Source organism: uncultured Oscillibacter sp. (genome assembly GCF_910579365.1).
Classification (GTDB): Bacteria; Bacillota; Clostridia; order Oscillospirales; family Oscillospiraceae; genus Oscillibacter.
In genome coordinates this window covers 15,966-34,926 of the sequence record NZ_CAJTUX010000024.1, presented here as the reverse complement: position 1 = coordinate 34,926, position 18,961 = coordinate 15,966, and the positions used below count along the sequence as shown (strand labels likewise).

The 18,961-nt window shown below is 60.2% G+C and carries 19 protein-coding genes; 13 read left to right on the top strand and 6 right to left on the bottom strand.

The annotated features are described in order from the left end of the window. From QZ329_RS07855 to QZ329_RS07845, 3 genes are all read right to left on the bottom strand, one after another. Positions 1-1,018: S-layer homology domain-containing protein (locus tag QZ329_RS07855; protein WP_295750726.1), on the bottom strand; the 1,018-nt coding region annotated here is incomplete at its 3' end. A gap of 207 nt (positions 1,019-1,225) precedes the next feature. Beyond that, positions 1,226-2,602, bottom strand: coding sequence for a permease prefix domain 1-containing protein (locus QZ329_RS07850; RefSeq protein WP_295750724.1), 1,377 nt, complete (start codon positions 2,600-2,602; stop codon positions 1,226-1,228). Further along, positions 2,595-2,936 (bottom strand): helix-turn-helix transcriptional regulator, encoded by a 342-nt coding sequence (locus QZ329_RS07845; protein ID WP_295750721.1) that lies wholly within the window; start codon positions 2,934-2,936, stop codon positions 2,595-2,597. The genes QZ329_RS07850 and QZ329_RS07845 overlap by 8 nt, the downstream gene beginning before the upstream one ends. A gap of 226 nt (positions 2,937-3,162) precedes the next feature. On the opposite strand from QZ329_RS07845, the gene QZ329_RS07840 reads away from it, so the two are divergent. The 12 genes from QZ329_RS07840 to QZ329_RS07785 all read left to right on the top strand — a co-directional run bounded on the left by QZ329_RS07840 (position 3,163) and on the right by QZ329_RS07785 (position 15,185). Beyond that, positions 3,163-4,026, top strand: a complete 864-nt coding sequence (locus QZ329_RS07840) for a class I SAM-dependent methyltransferase (RefSeq protein ID WP_295750717.1) — start codon at positions 3,163-3,165, stop codon at positions 4,024-4,026. Between the two features lie 163 nt (positions 4,027-4,189). Beyond that, positions 4,190-5,041, top strand: a complete 852-nt coding sequence (locus QZ329_RS07835; RefSeq protein ID WP_295750714.1) for an energy-coupling factor transporter ATPase — start codon at positions 4,190-4,192, stop codon at positions 5,039-5,041. Between the two features lie 16 nt (positions 5,042-5,057). Then, positions 5,058-5,921 carry an energy-coupling factor transporter ATPase gene (locus tag QZ329_RS07830; protein ID WP_295750710.1) on the top strand — a complete coding sequence of 288 codons (864 nt, stop codon included), beginning with the start codon at positions 5,058-5,060 and terminating at the stop codon, positions 5,919-5,921. After that, on the top strand, positions 5,915-6,721 hold the full coding sequence (locus QZ329_RS07825) for an energy-coupling factor transporter transmembrane component T (RefSeq protein WP_295750707.1): 807 nt from the start codon (positions 5,915-5,917) through the stop codon (positions 6,719-6,721). The genes QZ329_RS07830 and QZ329_RS07825 overlap by 7 nt, the downstream gene beginning before the upstream one ends. Positions 6,722-6,735: 14 nt before the next feature. Then, entirely contained in the window at positions 6,736-7,623 is an 888-nt protein-coding gene (locus tag QZ329_RS07820; protein WP_295750704.1) for a hypothetical protein, read from the top strand. Between the two features lie 17 nt (positions 7,624-7,640). Beyond that, on the top strand, positions 7,641-8,396 hold the full coding sequence (truA, locus tag QZ329_RS07815; RefSeq protein ID WP_295750701.1) for a tRNA pseudouridine(38-40) synthase TruA: 756 nt from the start codon (positions 7,641-7,643) through the stop codon (positions 8,394-8,396). Next, on the top strand, positions 8,389-9,558 hold the full coding sequence (locus tag QZ329_RS07810; RefSeq protein ID WP_295750698.1) for a DUF5711 family protein: 1,170 nt from the start codon (positions 8,389-8,391) through the stop codon (positions 9,556-9,558). The genes truA and QZ329_RS07810 overlap by 8 nt, the downstream gene beginning before the upstream one ends. A gap of 58 nt (positions 9,559-9,616) precedes the next feature. Further along, entirely contained in the window at positions 9,617-10,306 is a 690-nt protein-coding gene (locus tag QZ329_RS07805) for a CvpA family protein (RefSeq protein WP_295750695.1), read from the top strand. A 77-nt stretch (positions 10,307-10,383) separates the two neighbouring features. Then, positions 10,384-12,687 (top strand): ATP-dependent Clp protease ATP-binding subunit, encoded by a 2,304-nt coding sequence (locus QZ329_RS07800; protein WP_295750693.1) that lies wholly within the window; start codon positions 10,384-10,386, stop codon positions 12,685-12,687. A gap of 75 nt (positions 12,688-12,762) precedes the next feature. Beyond that, the gene (locus QZ329_RS07795) at positions 12,763-12,972 is read left to right on the top strand and encodes a hypothetical protein (protein ID WP_295750688.1); all 210 of its coding nucleotides are present in this window, start codon (positions 12,763-12,765) and stop codon (positions 12,970-12,972) included. Between the two features lie 76 nt (positions 12,973-13,048). Continuing rightward, positions 13,049-13,870: a 4Fe-4S binding protein gene (locus QZ329_RS07790; protein ID WP_295750685.1), complete on the top strand. Its 822-nt coding sequence runs from the start codon at positions 13,049-13,051 to the stop codon at positions 13,868-13,870. A 610-nt stretch (positions 13,871-14,480) separates the two neighbouring features. After that, positions 14,481-15,185 carry a hypothetical protein gene (locus QZ329_RS07785; protein WP_295750682.1) on the top strand — a complete coding sequence of 235 codons (705 nt, stop codon included), beginning with the start codon at positions 14,481-14,483 and terminating at the stop codon, positions 15,183-15,185. A gap of 59 nt (positions 15,186-15,244) precedes the next feature. Here the strand turns inward: QZ329_RS07785 and gluQRS are convergent, their stop codons facing one another. The 3 genes from gluQRS to QZ329_RS07770 form a co-directional block, all read right to left on the bottom strand. Beyond that, the gene (gene gluQRS / locus QZ329_RS07780; protein ID WP_295750679.1) at positions 15,245-16,222 is read right to left on the bottom strand and encodes a tRNA glutamyl-Q(34) synthetase GluQRS; all 978 of its coding nucleotides are present in this window, start codon (positions 16,220-16,222) and stop codon (positions 15,245-15,247) included. Positions 16,223-16,283: 61 nt separating this feature from the next. Beyond that, positions 16,284-17,957 carry a DAK2 domain-containing protein gene (locus QZ329_RS07775; protein ID WP_295750676.1) on the bottom strand — a complete coding sequence of 558 codons (1,674 nt, stop codon included), beginning with the start codon at positions 17,955-17,957 and terminating at the stop codon, positions 16,284-16,286. Positions 17,958-17,973: 16 nt separating this feature from the next. Continuing rightward, positions 17,974-18,324 carry an Asp23/Gls24 family envelope stress response protein gene (locus tag QZ329_RS07770; RefSeq protein ID WP_295750672.1) on the bottom strand — a complete coding sequence of 117 codons (351 nt, stop codon included), beginning with the start codon at positions 18,322-18,324 and terminating at the stop codon, positions 17,974-17,976. A 272-nt stretch (positions 18,325-18,596) separates the two neighbouring features. Here QZ329_RS07770 and QZ329_RS07765 point away from each other — a divergent pair, with 272 nt between their 5' ends. Continuing rightward, positions 18,597-18,956 (top strand): BlaI/MecI/CopY family transcriptional regulator, encoded by a 360-nt coding sequence (locus QZ329_RS07765; RefSeq protein ID WP_295750669.1) that lies wholly within the window; start codon positions 18,597-18,599, stop codon positions 18,954-18,956. The last annotated feature ends 5 nt before the right edge of the window (positions 18,957-18,961 follow it).

Sequence of the window (18,961 nt, the reverse complement as noted above, 5' to 3'; positions counted from 1 at the left end):
TGGTTTGCCCGGTCATGACGCCGGGCGTGTAGACCTCGCTGGGCTGGATGCCGGGATAGGTAACGGGGTCCGTGGGCGTGGCGGGAACGTCAGGGGCCGGGGTGGGCGTCACCACTACGATGCCCCAGTCGATTTCTTCCCCGGAGCTGGGAGTGCCGGGCTGCTCCGAAGCAGCAGGCGGCTCCGAGGAGGGAGGCTGGCTGTTCGTTTCCGACGACGGCGGATTGGTGATCTGCGGGGTGACGGCGCTGAAGTTGCGGATTTCTCCCTCTACCGTCACGTTGGACAGGGTCACGCTCCCCGTCACGCCGGGAGCGATGAGAAGGTCCCCGGTAATGCGCATGTCTGACAGGGCCGCGCCCTCGGCGGAGTTGATGAGAAGGGCGCCCTCCACATCGCTGGAATAGGTCCCGTTGGTTTGGATCAGAACCTGAATCATGTTGTTCAGAAGGTTGACCAGCTCCGCCCGGGTCAAGGGCTCCGTGGGGCGGAAACTTCCCTCCACGGCGTCGGTAATCCAGCCACGGGCGGTCAGGTCCGCGATGTAGGGCCGGGCGTAGCTGGCCACCTGTGCCTCGTCGAGATAGGGGAGGGCGGCGTCGCTGCCGCCAAGCTGGAAGGCCCGGGCCACCATGGTCATGGCCTGCTGGCGGGTGATGCTGTCCCCCGGCAGGGCCTTGCCCTCGCTGCCCAGGTATACCCCGGCGGCGTTGAGCTTCAAAATAGCGCTCTCCCAGCGGTTTTCCTGGGTGTCGGAAAAGGTTCCCTGGGGAGCGGCGGTCTGAAATTGCAGGAAGCGGTCCAGAATACCGGCGAAGGCGCCCCTTGTGATGGAGGCGTCCGGCTGGAAGGACCCGTCTTCATAGCCCTGAAGCACGCCGTATTCCTGGCTCCATTTGTTGACGGCGGCCTCCGCCCAGTGGCCGTTGGTGTCAGTAAAGGCCATGGCGGGCGTGAGGAGCAGGGTTCCGGCCAGGAGGCCGGAGAGGAGGCGCTGGGGGAGTCGAATTTGACGCATGGCAGTTTCCTTTCGTCGGTTCTTGTCGAGACGGTACGTAAAAAACCAGCCGCCGCCGGTTGGGCCGCGGCAAGGGGTCCTCGTTGACAGTTGCCTATTATATAGGAAAAACTGGCATTGGTCAATATTTTGGAGCGGATTTCCAAAATTAACATCCTTTCCAGCGGAGAAAATCCGCTGCCCCGCCATAGGACGGGGCAACGGGTTTCATTGATACTCAAACCGTATTCGCAGGCGTTTTCGGGATTGGCGGGGGCTCTCCGATTCCTCCTGCGCGATGGAATCTCCCCGGAATACGGACAGGGCCAGGCCGATGAGGGCCATGTCCAGAACAGTCTGGAGGTTCCCCACCACCAGAGGCAGGCTGGCGGAAAACAGCACGAAGCCCAGGTTCAGCGCCACGCTGAATAACAGTTGGACAGCCAGCGTGATGACTACCGCCAGGACCACGAAGCGGCCCGGCAGATACTTCTGCCGCAGGCCCTTCACCAGCAGCCAGAGAAGCAGAACCGCCAGCGTCGCCACCAGGAGCAGGAGGGGGACCCAACCCCAGGCCCCCGCCATTATGGCGGGTAGGAAATCCGCGCCAAAGCTGAAAGGAGTCCATTCTTTGCCGTTGGGTCCCCGAACACCGGAGACCGCGCCGATGCCGTAGTTTCCCGGGGAGTTCTGGATCGGAGAGATGTCGGCCCAGAATGTTCGGATCATTTGACCGGCGAATCCCCGGCCATACGGGTCCAGCTCCGGGTGGAGGGCGATTCGGAGTCTTCCAATCAGGGAATCGAAATAGCCCTGGAAGAACAGATACGCCAGGAGACCAAACGCGATGGCAAGAACCAGACAGAGCCCCTTCCAGCGCCCAACGCCAAACCAGTCCTCCCAGGAGGCGAGGAGCATCAGCGCAAAACCGCTGAGGAGAAGGAGGAGCAAGTTGCTCATGCTAGGATAAATCGTCGCGATCACCGCCAGGGGAACGCTACCAAGAATGGCAAGGAAAAATCCTTTCCAATCTTTGCAACGCAATGAACATATCCCCAACACATAGATGATCGGAAGGGATTGGGAGAAATAGAAGGGAAACCTGGCGATACCAAAAGATATCTGCCGGGCAGCGTCCCAGAATATCCCCATGCCCAGAAGCAGAGCGCCGATGTAGATGAGCCCGGCGTGCCGGACCAGCCGGGAGACGTCCAGAAAATACATCCCTAGCAGCGCCGCTGTGCCAAGACCCAGAGCGGCAAAGGCCTTTGCCGCTACATAAACACTGCGGACGTAAGGGTTGGCGCGGAAGAAGAACGCCCGCAGAATCACCCCCGCTAGCGCCAGCGCAATGGTCAGTCCCAGCAGTCCCCACTGGGGCTTTGGCCTATGGACGGCGTCCAGCTCTGTTCCGACGGCGACCGGGTCTCCCATATCCTGGACCGCCAGCCGCTCCGCTTCCTCCGGGGATTTGCCCTCTCTGAGAAAATCGTCCCGCTGGTCCTCCAGGTGCCGCGCCAGCTCCCGGACCAGCACGGGACGGGCTCGCTTCCAGCGTATTTGCTCCTGAACTGTTTCCAGGTAGGCTTGTATGGTCTCAGGCAAGGCACGCGCCCCCTTTCAGCACCCGGCCCACGGCCCGGGCATAGGCGTTCCAGGCGGCTTCCTTTTCCCGGAGGGCGTCCCGGCCCTGTTTGGTCAGGCGGTAGTAGCGCCGGGCCTTGCCGGACTCCGCCGTCTGCTCGTAGGCGGTGACAAAGCCCTTTTCCTCCAGAGAGTGGAGAAGGGGATAGAGGGTCCCCGCCCGGAGGCGGAAGGTGTCGTCGCTCCGCCGCCGCAGTTCGGCGATCATTTGATAGCCGTAAAGGTCCCCGTCCTCCAGCAGCTTCAGCACCAGCAGGGACATGCTTCCGCTGATCAGGCTTTTTTCCAATTCCATAAGCGGCCTCCTCGATAAGCATTATATAGATCATCTATCTATTTGTTGTCTGCATTGTATATCGAAAGCCTATATATGTCAAGGAGTTTTTTTCCGCTGCCGTTTCTTGAAATTGGAAATTTTTTGTGGCTTCTTTCCAAATCCGGCAAGGAATGGTTGACGAAATGCCCATAGGGGCGGTATAATAACCTGATTTATTGTATTGGAAGAGCAGGGAGGGCCGGTCATGTGGATTGCGGACAAGTGGGAGGATTATGAGCTGCTGGACTGCGGCGGCGGCGAACGTTTGGAGCGCTGGGACCGGCAGGTCCTGGTCCGTCCGGACCCCCAGGCCATCTGGGAGACGCCCCGGGAGCATCCCGCCTGGCGGAAGGCGGGAGGACGCTACCTCCGTTCCTCCACCGGCGGGGGACACTGGGAGAAAAAGGCCCTTCCGGAGAGCTGGAAAATCCGCTACAGGAATCTGACGTTTCAGGTGAAGCCCATGAACTTCAAGCACACTGGGCTTTTCCCGGAACAGGCGGTGAACTGGGACTTTATGGCGGACAAAATCCGGAACGCCGGGCGGCCCGTCCGGGTGCTGAACCTCTTCGCCTACACCGGCGGGGCCACTGTGGCCTGCGCCAGGGCCGGGGCCAGCGTCTGCCACGTGGACGCCGCCAAGGGCATGGTTGCCTGGGCCCGGGAGAACGCGAAGCTCTCCGGCCTGGGGGAGGCCCCCATCCGCTGGATTGTGGACGACTGCGCCAAGTTCGTGGAGCGGGAGATCCGCCGGGGAAAGACCTACGACGCCATCGTCATGGACCCGCCCAGCTATGGCCGGGGCCCCGGCGGGGAGGTCTGGAAGCTGGAGGAAAACCTGTATCCCTTCGTGAAGCTTTGCGCCGGGGTGCTGTCGGACAAGCCCTTGTTTGTGCTTATCAATTCCTATACGACAGGCCTGGCCCCGTCGGTGCTGGGCTATCTTTTGAACCTGCTGGTGAAAGAGAAGTACGGCGGGAAATGCACCTGGGACGAGCTGGGCCTTCCTGTGACGGCCACGGGACTGGCCCTGCCATGCGGAGCCACGGGAAGGTGGTTCAGCGAGTAAGCGGACGAAAAACATGCGCCTGTATGCGCCGGCGGAACGCGGGATATTGGAAACGTGGGCTTTGGAGTTTCCGCCTGCCGGCATCGTGCTTTGCGGCCTGGAAACGGGAGAGGAAATTCCGGAGACGTCCCTTGTGGTTCATATTGAGACCTAGGAGTGAACAATGTCGACGATGATTGAAACCGAGAGCCTCCGCTTCGCCTATCCGGCGGACGAGGGGCAAAAGCCCGTCTACGCCCTGCGGGGCGTGGACCTGACTATTGAAAAAGGCAGCTTTGTGGTGATATTGGGCCACAACGGTTCCGGGAAGTCCACCCTGGCCAAGACCTTTAACGCCGTCCTGCTCCCCGCCGGGGGAAAGGTTTTCGTGGAGGGGATGGACACTCTGGACCAGAACCTGCTCCTGGCCATTCGCCAGCGGGTGGGGATGGTGTTTCAGAACCCGGACAACCAGATCGTCGCCAACGTGGTGGAGGAGGACGTGGCCTTCGCCCCGGAGAATCTGGGCGTGCCTACCGAGGAAATCCGCCGCCGGGTGGACAGCGCCCTGAAGGCCGTGGGTATGGACGAGTTTGTCACCCACGCTCCGCACCTGCTTTCCGGCGGGCAGAAACAGCGCATCGCCATCGCCGGAGTGATTGCCATGGAGCCTGCCTGCGTCGTCCTGGACGAGGCCACCGCCATGCTGGACCCCATCGGGCGGCGGGAGGTGCTGGCCACCATTCACCGCTTGAACAAGGAAAAGGGAATCACGGTCATTCTGATTACCCATCACATGAACGAGGCGGAGGACGCGGACCGGGTTATTGTGATGAACGACGGCCGGGTGGACCTGGACGGCACGCCGGAGGAGGCGTTCAGCCAGGTGACCCGCCTCCGCCACCTGGGCCTGACGGCCCCGGACACCGTGGACCTGCTGGACCGCCTGCGGGGCCGGGGCTGGGACGTGCCCCTGGAGGCGCTGACGGTGGAGAAATGCGCGGACGCCGTTGCGGCGGCGCTGAAAAAAGAGTGACGGAGGGAAATGGACGTTGCCTATCCTGGAAATCAAAAATCTGACCCATACCTACGGCATCGGAACGCCTTTTCAGCGCAGCGCGGTGGAGGACGTCAGCTTTGCCGTGGAGCAGGGTGAGTTCCTGGGCATCATCGGGCACACCGGGTCCGGGAAATCCACCTTGATTCAACACCTGAACGGCCTTTTAAAGCCTACGTCCGGACAGATTCTGCTGGAGGGAAGGGACATCTGGGCCGAGCCGAAAAAAATACGAAATGTCCGCTTTCAAGTGGGTCTGGTGTTTCAATACCCGGAGTACCAGCTCTTTGAGGAGACGGTTTATAAGGACATCTCTTTTGGCCCCAAAAACCAGGGGAAGACCGGAGACGAACTGGACCACGCCGTCCGTGAGGCGGCGCGGCTGGTGGGCCTTCGGGACGAGCAGCTGGACAAGTCCCCCTTTGAGCTCTCCGGCGGACAGAAACGCCGGGTGGCCCTGGCGGGGGTTTTGGCCATGGAGCCCAAGGTTCTGGTTCTGGACGAGCCCACGGCGGGCCTGGACCCGGCGGGCCGGGAGAATCTGATGGCGAACATCCGGGAGTACCACCGGAACAAGGGAACCACCATTCTTTTGGTCAGCCACAGCATGGATGAGATCGCCCAGAACGTGGACCGTATTCTGGTGCTGAAAGCCGCCCATATCCTCATGAGCGGAACTCCAGCGGAGGTGTTTACCCGGGCGGAAGAACTTCTCTCCGCCGGGCTGGATGTGCCCCAGATTACCCGGGTGGCCATGGCCCTCCGGGACCGGGGGCTTCCCATCGACCCTGCCGTCTACACCGTGGAGGCCCTGGAGCGGCAGCTCCTGTCTTTGAAGGGGGGAGGGGGCCCATGCTGAAGGACATCACTCTGGGCCAGTATTTCCCGGGAAATACCGTGGCGCACAAGCTGGACCCGAGGACGAAAATCCTGCTGGTGGTGCTGTATATCACGGCTCTTTTCACTGCGGGCAGCTTCCTTGCCTATGGCTGTATGGCCCTGGTACTGGCAGCCTGTGTCCATATTTCAAAGGTTGGTCTCAAGGCCCTGGTGAAGGGCCTGAAGCCGGTGCTGTTCATCATTGTCTTCACCGGCGTTTTAAATCTGTTCTTTACCCCGGGGACGAACGAGCTCTGGGCCTGGGGACCGTTCCACATCACGGACACGGGCCTGCGGAATGCCGCCTTTATGGTTCTGCGCATCATGCTTTTGATTATGGGGACTTTCCTCATGACCTACACCACCAGCCCCATCAGCCTCACCGACGGCCTGGAGCGGCTGCTGAACGGCCTCAAGCGCTTTCACGTCCCGGTCCACGAGCTGACCATGATTATGTCCATCGCCCTGCGGTTCATCCCGACCCTGATTGAGGAGACGGACAAGATCATGTCCGCCCAGAAGGCCCGGGGGGCGGACTTTGAGAGCGGAAACCTGATGGAGAAGGCGAAGGCGCTGGTTCCCATTCTGGTACCTCTGTTCATTAGCGCCTTCCGCCGGGCGGACGAGCTGGCCACGGCCATGGAGTGCCGCTGCTACCACGGCGGCGAGGGCCGGACGAAGCTCCACGTGCTGCAATTCGAGCGGCGGGATTATATCGCCCTGACCTTGGGCGTGCTGATCCTGGCGGGGGTCATTGCTTTGCGGGCCTTCGGGCTGTAAGGAAGGCGATTTTGATGGAAGGGAAGAAAGGGCGGGACTGGGCGGCGATTTTGACGCTGACCCTGTGCGTAGTTTTGCTGGCGGTGAATTTCCGGCAGGGAAAGCGGCTGGAGACGCTGGAGCGCCAGATCTCCGATGCGCGGATATCCATCATGGACGACATCCGGGATATGGAGTCCACGGTTTATTCCCAGATACAGGAGGCGGACAAGCTGGTCCTGGACTGGAGTTATACTCCCGCTTTGGATATGGAGCGGCGCGGCGTGGCCTTGTATGTCACGGTGTGGCTGAGAGAGTGGCGGGAGGACAGTACGGTGGAGCTGGTGTGGACCTATCTGGGCGAAACCGGGGAGGAGGGCGTGATTCCCCTTGACAGCGCCGGGAAGGGATCGTTTTCAGGCAGGATGTTCCTCCCGGTGTTGAGCGGGGAGTTCGGCCTGGATGTCGTGGTTCAAAATGGCGAGACCCAGCGCAGGGAAAGCCTGGGCGGCGTGTACGACCCGAGTGAAATGCTGCCGGTTCAGTGCGACTTCCAGGGAGGGCGGACACAGACGGAATATCTGAAAGACGTCTTTACCGTCTATGAGTGCGGCGCGAAACTCCTTAATTGGCATTACCAGAGTCTTCCCGAGACCAAGGACCACGTATTCCGTCTCCGGCGAAACGGCGAAATCGCGGCGGAGCAGGCGGCGGAACCGGGGGACCGGTTGGACACCTATTTCTGCGGCAAACTCTCCACGGAGGTCCGGCCAGGGGACCAGATGGCCCTGACCTTCTTCTGCCGGGATGAAAACGGCCTGGGCTATGAGTTTTTGCTCCAGGACTGGATTGCTGTGGAAGAGCGGGACGTCGCGAGGGGCGGTTCCGAGTGGGAGGACTGGCCCAAGCTTACCTGGGACTGAATGGAAAGGAGACGGCCATGCGCAACATCGCCTTGAAGCTCACCTACAACGGCACCGCCTATCACGGCTGGCAGGTGCAGAAAAACGCCGCCTCTGTCTGTGAGACCCTGCAAAAGGCCATCGGGAAGGTCTGCGGCGGTCCGGTCCACCTCACCGGCTGCGGAAGGACGGATGCCGGGGTCCACGCGGAGCGCTATGTGGCCAACTTCCGGACGGAGAGCCGGATTCCCATTGACCGAATGCCCTACGCCATCAACACCCACACCCCGGAGGACATCGCCGTCCGGGAGGCGGTGGAGGTGGGGGAGGACTTCAACGCCATCGGGTCCTGTGTTAAAAAAGAGTATACTTACCGCATTTACAACTCCCGCTTCAAAAATCCCTTCTATGTCAACCGGGCCTATTTTTACCCGAAGCGGCTGGATGAGGACTTTTTGAACCGGGCCGCCCATATGTTTGTGGGGACCCACGATTTCCGGGCCGTCCGCTCGGTGGGGACGGAGACGAGGACCACCGTGCGGACCATCCATTGGTGCGACGTGACCCGGAACGGGGACCTGTTGGAGCTCCGGGTCTGCGCCGATGGCTTTTTGTACAATATGGTCCGGGCCATTACCGGCACCGTGCTGTACGCCGCCGAGGGCAAGTTTGCCCCGGAGGACATCCCCGCCATTCTGGAGAGCGGCGACCGGACCCTGGCGGGGCCCACCGTGCCTCCCGGCGGGCTGTATCTGACGAGAATCTGGTATGAGGATGAGCGGCTGAATGAGTGAGAAACGCGTGGACAACTCCGTGGACAATTCCAAAGAGGAACGGCATCCTGTCCGCAGCTTCCTGAGCTTTGCCCTGATGCTGGCGGCGGTGCTGCTGGTGGTGCTGTTTGCGGCCTACCGAGACGGCACCGGCTTTGATGTTCTCCGGCGCTACCTCCATTATGGGCGGGCGGAGCAGGTGGGCGGCGAGGTGGTCTATCACTATGACGCCGCCTCCAAAAACCGCTTTGCCCTGTTGGGTGAGAGTTTGGTGGTGCTGTCGGACGCCGCTTTGAGCCTGTTTAACAGTGCGGGGGAGGAGGTCTGGTCCACCTCCGTGACCATGACGGCCCCCGCCCTCTCCGCCGGCGGCGGCAGAGCCGTGGCCTATGACGTGGGGGGAACAGCGCTGTATGTTTTGGATCAAACGGGGCTTTTGCTGGAGCTCACCGCCCAGGAGGAGGAGCCCTACATAGCCGCCGCCCTGAATAAAAACGGCGTCCTGACCGTGACGGCCCAGAAGCGGGGATTTAAGGGCAGCGTCACCGTCTATGACCGGGAGCTGCTGGCGCCAGCCTTCGAGTTTCAGTCCTCCCAGCGCTTTGTGTTGGATGGGTATACCCTGGGGAACCGCCTGGCGGCGGTGACCCTGGGCCAGGAAAACGGCGTGTTTGTCAGCAATATTGTGCTCTACGAGATGCCGGAGGAGGAGCCGAAAGCCAACTACAGCATTTCCGGCGGGCTGGTGGCCGCCGTTGGAGAGCAGGAGGGGCGTCTGGTTACGGTTTCCGATACGGCTTTGACCTTCGCGAGCCCAGGCGGGGAGATCAGCGGGTCGTATTCCTACGGCGGAGCTTATCTCCGGGAGTATGACCTGGGCGGCACAGGCTTCGCGGCGCTGCTTTTGAATCGTTACCGCTCCGGCAGCGTGGGGCGTCTGGTCACGGTGGACAAGGACGGCGAGGAGTTGGGAACCATTGACGTGCGGGAGGAGGTGCTGAGCATTTCCGCCTCCGGCCGGTATCTGGCGGTGCTCTACGCCGACCATCTCACGGTCTATAACCAGGACCTTCAGACCTACGCCACGCTCCGGGGAACGGGAGACGCCCGGGAGGCCCTGATGCGCTCCGACGGCTCGGTGCTGTTGCTGTCTTCCGGCTCTGCCAGCCTGTTTTTGCCTTGAGCGACAAAAATTTAGGGGCAAGTTCACAAAACGTTTACATGGGAAGAGGTAGGAAAGTTTGACGACACCTGTTATAATAGATGCCATCGCCCTTGTGGTATTGGCGGGTTTTGCGCTGCTGGGGGCCTGGAAGGGGCTGCTGCGGACGTTGGCGGGCCTGCTGGTGGTGGCATTTTCTCTGGCGGGGGCGGGGATGATCGCCTCAGCTCTGACGGCACCGGCGGCGAAGCTGATTGTCCCGGTGATTGAAAAGCGGATTGAGTCCCGCCTGGAGGAGGCGGTTCAGGAACAGCTCTCTGGAAGAATGCCGGGGGAAGAGGACCATCTGCCTCTGGCGGAACTGCTGGATCTGCTGGGCGTAGATCAGGTCCGGCGGGACGCGCTTTCCAGCCGCGCCCAGGAGACCGTCCGGGAAACCGGGGCCTCGATCGCGGCGGCAGTGGTGGAGAGTTTGGCCCAATCCGTGCTCTACGGCATATTGTATCTGCTGTCCTTCTCTCTGCTGACCATCGCCCTGCACCTGCTGGTGCGGATGCTGGACGCGGTTTTGAAGCTGCCGGGTCTCCATGGGCTGAACGCGTTGGGCGGCGGCCTGATCGGCCTGGCGGAGGGGGCGCTGCTGCTGTTTTTGGCGGTATGGGTTCTGCGGCTGCTGGGCATGTCCTTTGACGGACAGGAGAGCAGCTGGATATTCCGGTTTTTCACCACCCACTCTCCCCTGGACGCGCTGGCGTTCCTGGGTTTGTAAGGGGAGACCCGGGGGTTGGCCTTTCGGGTTCGATATTAATTCAAAAGCGCCCCAGGGCGCGTGGAGGTTTAAGAGGTATGCAGCCGACACTTTGTTCCAGATGCAAAAAGAACGTCGCCGTGGTATTCATTTCCAAGCTGGACGGCGAGAAGACCATTAACGAGGGCCTGTGCCTGAAGTGCGCCAAGGAGCTGGGACTGCCCCAGGTGGACGACATGATGAAGCGCATGGGCATCTCCGACGAGGACCTGGAGACACTGAACAGCGAGATGATGCAGGCCATGAACGGCGTGGAGAACATTGAGGACCTTCCCGGCGGAGAGGAGGGCGAGGAGGAGGAAGAGGGCAAAACCGCCACCTTTCCCTTCCTGAACCGTCTGTTCTCCGGCGGCGAGTCCTCCAAGGAGGGCGCCGAGGAGGGCCGGAGCGAGCGCAGGGAGAAGAAGGATTCCCCCAAGAACGCCAAGCGGAAGTATCTGGAGAATTACTGCATCTCTCTGACGCAGAAGGCCAAGGACGGCAAGCTGGACCCGGTGATTGGCCGGACGGAGGAGATCGAGCGGGTGGTCCAGATTTTGAATCGCCGCCAGAAGAACAACCCCTGTCTCATCGGCGAGCCCGGCGTGGGCAAGACCGCCATTGCCGAGGGGCTGGCCCAGCGGATTGCCGCCGGAGATGTGCCCTTCAAGCTCCGGGAAAAGGAAGTCTACCTTCTGGACCTGACAGCGCTGGTGGCCGGCACGCAGTTCCGGGGCCAGTTTGAGAGCCGGATGAAGGGCCTGATTGACGAGGTAAAACGGATCGGCAACATCGTGCTGATGATCGACGAGGTTCACAACCTGGTGGGGGCTGGAGACGCCGAGGGCAGCATGAACGCCGCCAACATTCTCAAGCCCGCCTTGAGCCGGGGGGAGATTCAGGTCATCGGCGCCACCACGTTCAACGAGTACCGCAAGCACATTGAAAAGGACGCCGCCCTGGAGCGCCGCTTCCAGCCGGTGACGGTCAACGAGCCGTCGGTGGAGGATTCCATCAAAATCTTGAAGGGCCTGGCTCCCAAGTACGAGGAATTCCACGGCGTGAAGCTGACGGAGGGCATTCTCCGTCAGGCGGTGCTGCTCAGCGAGCGTTACATCACGGACCGTTTCCTGCCGGACAAGGCCATCGACCTCATCGACGAGGCCAGCAGCGACCTGAATCTGAAGGACCCGGACATCTCCCGCCGCATGCAGATTCAGCGGGAGGTGGACGACTACGCCAAGGAGCGGACCATGCTGGAGGAGAAGGAGGAGAAATCCGAGGAGGACTACGCCCGCATGGCGGAGCTGAAGAGCCGGGACCTCCAGTTGAGTACGGAGCTGAAAACCCTGAATGAGAAGGGACAGCCGCAGCTCACCATGGAAAATCTGGCCCACGTTATCGAGCTGTGGACCAAAATTCCCGCCTCCCGCATCCGCGAGCAGGAGTTCCAGCGCCTCTCCCAGCTGGAGACGCGGCTGAAGGGGCATATCATCGGCCAGGACGAGGCCATCGCTTCTGTCTCCGCCGCCGTCCGGCGGAACCGGGTGGGCATTTCTCCCAAGCATAAGCCGGTCAGCTTCATCTTTGTGGGGTCCACCGGCGTTGGAAAGACGGAGCTGGTGAAGCAGCTGGCCACGGACCTCTTCAACACTCCGGATGCCCTGATCCGTCTGGATATGTCGGAGTTTATGGAGAAGCACTCCGTCTCCCGGATTGTGGGCTCCCCTCCGGGCTATGTGGGGTATGACGAGGCGGGGCAGCTGACGGAGAAGATTCGACGAAAGCCCTATGCCGTCGTCCTCTTCGACGAAATTGAGAAGGCCCACCCCGATGTGCTGAACGTGCTTTTGCAGATTCTGGACGACGGGGAGATCACCGACGCCCATGGCCGGAAGGTGAATTTTGAAAACACCATCATCGTCATGACGTCCAACGCCGGCAGCGCCACGAAGGAGGGGACGGTGGGATTTGACCGCAGTCTCAGCCAGCAGGACAGCGAGAAGGCCATGAAGGCCCTTCAGCAGTTCCTCCGCCCGGAGTTCATCAACCGGGTAGACGCGGTGATTACTTTCAACCGCCTCTCTGAGGAGAATTTCCAGGCCATTGCCCGGATTATGCTGGACGAGCTGAAAGCCTCTCTCAGGGAAAAGGGCATCACCTTTACCTATGACGCCAGCGTGGTGGACTTCCTGACGAAAAAGTCCTATTCCCGGACCTATGGCGCTCGGAATCTCCGGCGGACCATCCAGAAGGAGCTGGAGGACCCCATGGCCACGAGGATCATCGACAGCTATGAAAATCCCATTATTGGCATCCATGCCGCCGCGGAAGAGGAAACCGTCTGTCTGAGCACCGTCTGAGTACTGCCGTCCATGATTCATTAACTTGAGAATGCGGAAATGCCTTGGCGTTCGCCGTGCGGAAGGAAGGTCCATATGCTGTTTCGAAAAGACATTGATCCCCGCTGCGCATACTGCCAGCGGGGCCAGCGGCTGAACGAGAGGGAGGTTGCCTGTATCAAAAAGGGCGTAGTGCCGGTAGAGCATTCCTGCCGGGCTTTCCGCTACGACCCGATGAAGCGTGTCCCGCCCCGTCCGGCGGCGCTGAACACGCAGAAGCTTCGTAAAGAGGATTTTTCCATTTAGTTCAGTTTGACCCGCCCCGGTGAGAAGCCTCATCAGGGCGGGTCGTCAAATGGCGGAATGAAAAGGAGACGCTTACATGGAATTGAATCGGATAAGCGCGGTTTACTTCAGCGCCGCCGGCGTAACGGACAAGGTGGTCCGCACGTTGGCGGAGGCATTGGCGGAGGCGCTTTCCCTTCCCCTGACCTGCCGGAGCTTCACAAGGCCGGCGGAACGGAGAGAGACGCTGTCTTTCAGCAGGGGGGAACTGGTGATTGTGGGGGCTCCCACCTATGCCGGACGCCTGCCCAACAAAATTGCGCCGGATTTTCAGGCGAAACTCCAGGGAAATGGAGCCCTGGCAGTAGCGGCGGTGACCTTTGGCAACCGGGCCTTTGACCATTCGCTGGCGGAGCTGTGCGCCCTTCTGGAGTCCGGGGGCTTCCATACCGTTGCCGCTGGGGCCTTTCCGGGCCGTCACGCCTTTACCGATGCGCTGGGAGACGGCCGCCCTGATTGGGAGGACAAGCGGACCATACAGGAATTTGCCAAACGGATTGCCGGAAAGATCCGGGAATTGGAAGAGATCCCTGGTCCGGTGGCGGTTCCGGGTGATCCCTCCGCTCCTTATTACATTCCCAAGGGTCTGGACGGAGAGCCGGCAAAGTTTTTGAAGGCCAAGCCCCAGACAGACTTCGGAAAATGCTGCAGCTGCGGCGTATGCGCCAGAGTCTGTCCCATGGGGGCGGTCAATCCGGAGAATGTGGCGGAGGTGCCTGGGACCTGCATCAAGTGCCAGGCCTGTGTGCGGAAGTGTACCCACCATGCCAAGTATTTTGATGACCCGGCGTTCCTGTCCCATGTGGCCATGCTGGAGAAGAACTTCCAGGAGCCGAAAGCGATTGAGACCTTTCTATAAAAAGACCGGGGACTTTGTCCCCGGTCTTTTACTCAGATGTATGCTGTAAAGGGTGAATTTAACCACCACCCAAATACAAGAGGCAGCGGCTCGTTTGTGGCAGAATGGCGGTTGCGGGAAGGCGGGGAAAGTGTCGAAGGTATATACCTGTCTTGCCTATGGGCCTGATAAGAGCAAAAGCTGACGGGCAGGTCGGGGCGTTCCGGATACCTGGGGCGTCCCCTTTTTCTTTTAAGGCTGTTGACGCTATGTGGACAATTAGGCGCTCGTATCCCTTGAAAAATACGGGCTTCTAAGCGGCCATCGGCAGGGGGCGGCCATACAAGGTCATATGCCGATCAACTATGTGGAACAGTTTCGGTCCCTGCCGGTCAGAGCAGTACAGCAGATGCCGGAGGTGGCTTAAAAATCGGAAGCAGCGGTTTCCGATTTCATAGGGGCTTGGGGGGCGGTCAGCCGCCAACAAGCAAACGGGTCGGTATATACCGAGCCATTGCTTGCTACTACTGCCAGTGTTCAAAAACAAAGGTTGAATGTTGCCTCTATTGGTGCTATACTTTGCTCGTAATAGGCTGTCAAATCGGAAATTTTGTAGAAGGAGAACCTCAAAATGTTGGAATTGCGTGACTTTCCGCTCACCTACAAAGAAGGCGTATACAGCGTTGCTGATTTTAGTCAAGATATCGAGGGAGACAACGCTGTCTCCTTTGACTATGACGCACAGTATCAAATGCTTGACTATAATATTCCTGTTGGGCAAGAATGGCGTAAGATGACGTTGTACAGCGTGCCGGAGGGGGAGCTCGTTCGGACGCTGCGTGCCGTCTATGGCAAGGATGGGACCCTTCAAAAGATCACGGCCGTACTTAAGGGACGAGAAACACTTTTGTACATCCGTTATGAAAGTGAGGAAGATGCTAAGGAGAAAATTCGGAGATTTGCTATCCGAAATGCAGATGCCATAATCGAGCAGTTCCAACAATGCACAGATGTTGTAGCAAGACTTTTTATCGACTATTACTGTGACGGCGATAACATGGATTACCATGCCGTGATTGGCACCGTGGCGCAAATGGAGGCAGTAAGACGGAAATACCACGATGAGGATGCCTGTGATAACTCTGGCAATTACCCATCAGAAGATATCAAGGGTGACAACGGGATGCTGATCACAATGGTGCGCTGTGCCGAGGGCCATCCGTCAGAAAATTTCCAGTATGCGGTAGAAATCATGACGAAGCATATTGAGAAATATGCTTTGGCAACGTTGCGCAAGACTGAGGATTTCAAATTTATCTGTGAAGAATATGATTAAGAAATGCGTGTGAATGGTAGGGAAAAGTGTGATATTAAGTTCCGTTTTACCGGGGGATTTCATCTTTTGGGTGAAATTCCCCTTTGACAAATGCTCTCGTCAAATAGCTGCTCTGGCAGCCGGATGTCCTCCTGCGGCACATATTTCCAAGAAAATTCTCCTAGCAGCGCTTCCGCCGCCGCCGGTTCGCCGGAAGGGTGGAAGCCGGAGAGCTGAGCCAGCTTTCCCAACAATTCCTCCGCCGTGACACGGTCCTGGAGGCGGTCCAGCCCCGCGTCGGCGTCCCGCTTGGAGAGCCGCCGTCCGTTCGGGGCCAGCAGAAGGGGGAAATGATAGAACTCCGGCGGCGTCAGCCCCAGGAGGTGATAGAGATACAGCTGCCTCGGCGTGGAGGACAGCAGGTCCGCCCCTCGGACTACTTCCGTGACACCCATGGCGGCGTCGTCTACCACCACGGCCAGCTGATAGGCGAACATGCCGTCGGAGCGCCGGAGAAGAAAATCCCCGCAGTCCCGGTCCAGCCGCTGGCGGTATGGTCCCATATGTCCGTCGATAAAGCTCTGCTCCTCTGCCGGGACCCGGAGGCGCAGGGCGGGGGAGCGGCGCGTTGCCCGCTCGGCCCGTTCCGCGCCGGTAAGGTTCCGGCAGGTTCCCGGGTAGACGGTCAAGCCGTCTTCCCGGTGAGGGGCGCTGGCGGCGTGGAGCTCGGCCCGGGTGCAGAAGCAGGGGTAGACCAGTCCCCGAGCCTCCAGCGTTTCCAAAGCGGACCGGTAGAGCTCCGTCCGCTGGCTTTGAAAGTAGGGCTCGTCCGGCCCGCCGGTGATGGGACCTTCGTCCCAGTCCAGCCCCAGCCAGCGGAGGTCCGCCATCATCTGCTCCGCGTAGCGGGGGGGACAGCGCGCGGTATCCAGGTCTTCGATCCGCAGAACTACCCGCCCGCCCTTCTGCCGGGCGCTGAGCCAGGCCAGGAGGCAGCAGAGGATATTTCCCAGGTGAATGCGCCCGCTGGGGGAGGGGGCGAAACGGCCGACGGTCATGATGGAACCTCCTTTTGGTCAGAGAAACAGGCCCGGCCTTATTCAGGTCCGGGCCTGGGGGTTATTCCATGGAAATAATATAGTAGTATACGGGCTGCCCGCCAGAGAGAACCATGACCTCCGCGCCGGGACAGGCGGTTTCGAAGAGCTTTCCGGCCTGCTGGGCGTCCTCCTCCTTCACGTCCTCGCCGGCGTAAAGGGAGATGAAGGATGCGCCCCGCTTGGCCGCGTCCGCCGCCAGCCGCTCCAACAGCGTGCGGAGAGAGCTGTCCGTGCCAAAGAGTTTTCCCTCTTCCAGTGCCAGATAGTCCCCCGCCTTGATGTCGAAGCCGTCAAAGTCCGAGTCCCTGGCGGCGTAGGTGATCTGGGCGGTGGTGACGCCGGAGAGACTGTCCGTCATAGTGTCGGTCAGCGTCTGTACATCGGGAGCATCAAAGTCCACATTCATCATGGCGGTGATGCCCTGGGGAACGGTCTTGGTGGGGATGACCACTACATTTTTCTCCGTCAGCGCCGCGCATTGCTGGGCGGCCATGATGATATTGCCGTTGTTAGGCAGGACGAATACGGTCTCGGCGGGAATCTGATCCACGACCTCCAGGATGCTCTCCGTAGAGGGGTTCATGGTCTGACCGCCGGACACCACGCCGTCCACGCCCAGGTCCTGGAACACAGCCGCCAAGCCGTCTCCGGCGCAGACGGAAAGGAACCCGTATTTTTTCTCCGGCGGGGCCACCACATGTCCGCCTGCGGAGGACTCTTCCTCCATCTCCAGGTCGTCCACGCTCTGGGCCTTCTTTCCTGCGGCTACATCCTCATATTGGGTTCGCATGTTTTCAATCTTCGCCAGCTCCAGCGTGCCGTACTTCTGGGACTCGGTCAGGGCGCTGCCGGGGATATTGGTATGGACATGGACCTTAAAGGCCTCGTCGTCCTCGCCGATGACCAAGCTGTCGCCGATGCTGTTGAGATAGGCCCGGAAGGGGTCCAGATTGACGTTGGGGTCGTTCTTGCGGACGATGAACACGGTGTCAAAAGCGAAGGTGATCTCCTCGGTGGAGAACACGTCGAAATCGGCTTTGGCCTTCTGGGGCGCGTCCTCCTGGGCTTCCGGCATGGGCTCTCCCCGGAGCTCGGCCAGCATGCCCTCCAGAATCAGCAGATAGCCCTTGCCGCCGGCGTCCACAACGCCGGCCTTTTTCAGCACCGGGTTCATTTCGATGGTCTGGGCCAGGGCGTCGTACCCCTCCTGAATGGCGGCGCTCAAGACCTTCTCAAAGTCCCGCTCCTCTCCGGCGGCCTCCGCCGCCCGCTTGGCGGCAAGGCGAGACACCGTCAAAACCGTGCCCTCGGCGGGCTTCATCACGGCCTTGTAGGCGGAGGAGACGCCCTCCTGCATGGCGGCGGCAAATGTGGCGGCGTCGGCGGTCTCGCAGCCCTTCAAACCCTTGGAAAGTCCCCGGAAGAGCAGGGAGAGAATGACGCCGGAGTTGCCCCTGGCTCCGCGGAGCAGGGCGGAGGCGGTGATGGACACGGCCTTGTCCAGGGCGGCGGGTTCGGTCTTCTTCAGCTCCGTCACGGCGGTGCCGATGGTCATGGACATGTTGGTGCCCGTGTCGCCGTCGGGAACGGGGAAGACGTTGAGGTCGTTGATGGCCTGTTTCTGGGCCGTGATGGCGGCGGCGCCGTGAAGAATCATCCGCTTGAAGAGCGCGCCGGTAATTTGTTCATTCATTCGATCTCTTCCTCCCTCAAAGGGTCATGGAGTCGACGCAGACATCCACGGCCCGGACGGTGACGCCGGTGTTTTTCTCCACCACATAGCGCACCTCGTTCATAATCGAGCGGCAGACGGCGGGGAGATTGACGCCGTTTTCCACGATGATGTGAAGCTCAATGGAGATGGAACTGTCGTCGTGATACGTGATGCTGACGCCCTTGCTCATAGCCTCGCGGCGCAGCAGGTGAACCAGTCCGTCCGTCATTGAGCGGAAGGCCATGCCCTTGACGCCGAAGCAGTTGGTGGCGGCCATGCCCGTGATGTTGGAAAACACGGCGCTGCTGACGGAGATCTCACCTTGTTCAGACTTGAATTGAATCATGAGAACGTCCTTTCTTTCCCGGTATTGTCAGGGGGCGGGTCCCGTCCCCGGCTGAACCAGCACTTGCACAGTATTATAAACGATTCCGAGGCAAAGCACAAGTGGTAAAAGCGGAAAAACCTGCCTCTCCGGCGGCGTCCTTGGCCTCCGGAGCACTTTCTGGAGGGGGGCGGGAAAAAATCCGGCATACTATTAGAATAGTATTGACAAAAGGATACTATCGTGATAGTATGACATTACAAACGATCGCGATAGTTTGGCAAGGAGGGCTTTTGGTTATGAAGCTGTTTGATTCGGAGCTGAAGGTTATGGATGTACTCTGGCGTCTGGGGGATCGCACGGCCAAGGAAATCTCGGCCATTTTGGGGGAGGAGACCGGCTGGAACGTGAACACCACCTATACGGTGATCAAAAAGTGCGTTGCCAAGGGGGCGGTGCGAAGGAGCGAGCCGAATTTTCTCTGCCACGCTCTGGTATCGAAGGAGGAGATTCAGGCGGCGGAGACGGAGGAGCTCATCGGGCGGCTGTTCGACGGTTCGCCGGACCTGCTCTTCGCCTCTCTGCTCAGCAGTCAGAAACTCTCGCCGGAGCAGATCGGGCGGCTTCGGGAGATTGTCAGCGAGATGAAGTGAGGCGG

Bases quoted from the DNA above. Each gene is read 5' to 3' on its own strand.
- QZ329_RS07770 (WP_295750672.1), bottom strand. From the start codon at position 18,324: ATGATTCAATTCAAGTCTGAACAAGGTGAGATCTCCGTCAGCAGCGCC.
- QZ329_RS07800 (WP_295750693.1), top strand. From the start codon at position 10,384: ATGCAGCCGACACTTTGTTCCAGATGCAAAAAGAACGTCGCCGTGGTA.
- QZ329_RS07820 (WP_295750704.1), top strand. From the start codon at position 6,736: ATGGAAGGGAAGAAAGGGCGGGACTGGGCGGCGATTTTGACGCTGACC.
- gluQRS (WP_295750679.1), bottom strand. From the start codon at position 16,222: ATGACCGTCGGCCGTTTCGCCCCCTCCCCCAGCGGGCGCATTCACCTG.
- QZ329_RS07775 (WP_295750676.1), bottom strand. From the start codon at position 17,957: ATGAATGAACAAATTACCGGCGCGCTCTTCAAGCGGATGATTCTTCAC.
- QZ329_RS07845 (WP_295750721.1), bottom strand. From the start codon at position 2,936: ATGGAATTGGAAAAAAGCCTGATCAGCGGAAGCATGTCCCTGCTGGTG.
- QZ329_RS07785 (WP_295750682.1), top strand. From the start codon at position 14,481: ATGTTGGAATTGCGTGACTTTCCGCTCACCTACAAAGAAGGCGTATAC.
- QZ329_RS07790 (WP_295750685.1), top strand. From the start codon at position 13,049: ATGGAATTGAATCGGATAAGCGCGGTTTACTTCAGCGCCGCCGGCGTA.
- QZ329_RS07840 (WP_295750717.1), top strand. From the start codon at position 3,163: ATGTGGATTGCGGACAAGTGGGAGGATTATGAGCTGCTGGACTGCGGC.
- truA (WP_295750701.1), top strand. From the start codon at position 7,641: ATGCGCAACATCGCCTTGAAGCTCACCTACAACGGCACCGCCTATCAC.
- QZ329_RS07795 (WP_295750688.1), top strand. From the start codon at position 12,763: ATGCTGTTTCGAAAAGACATTGATCCCCGCTGCGCATACTGCCAGCGG.
- QZ329_RS07825 (WP_295750707.1), top strand. From the start codon at position 5,915: ATGCTGAAGGACATCACTCTGGGCCAGTATTTCCCGGGAAATACCGTG.
- QZ329_RS07810 (WP_295750698.1), top strand. From the start codon at position 8,389: ATGAGTGAGAAACGCGTGGACAACTCCGTGGACAATTCCAAAGAGGAA.
- QZ329_RS07835 (WP_295750714.1), top strand. From the start codon at position 4,190: ATGTCGACGATGATTGAAACCGAGAGCCTCCGCTTCGCCTATCCGGCG.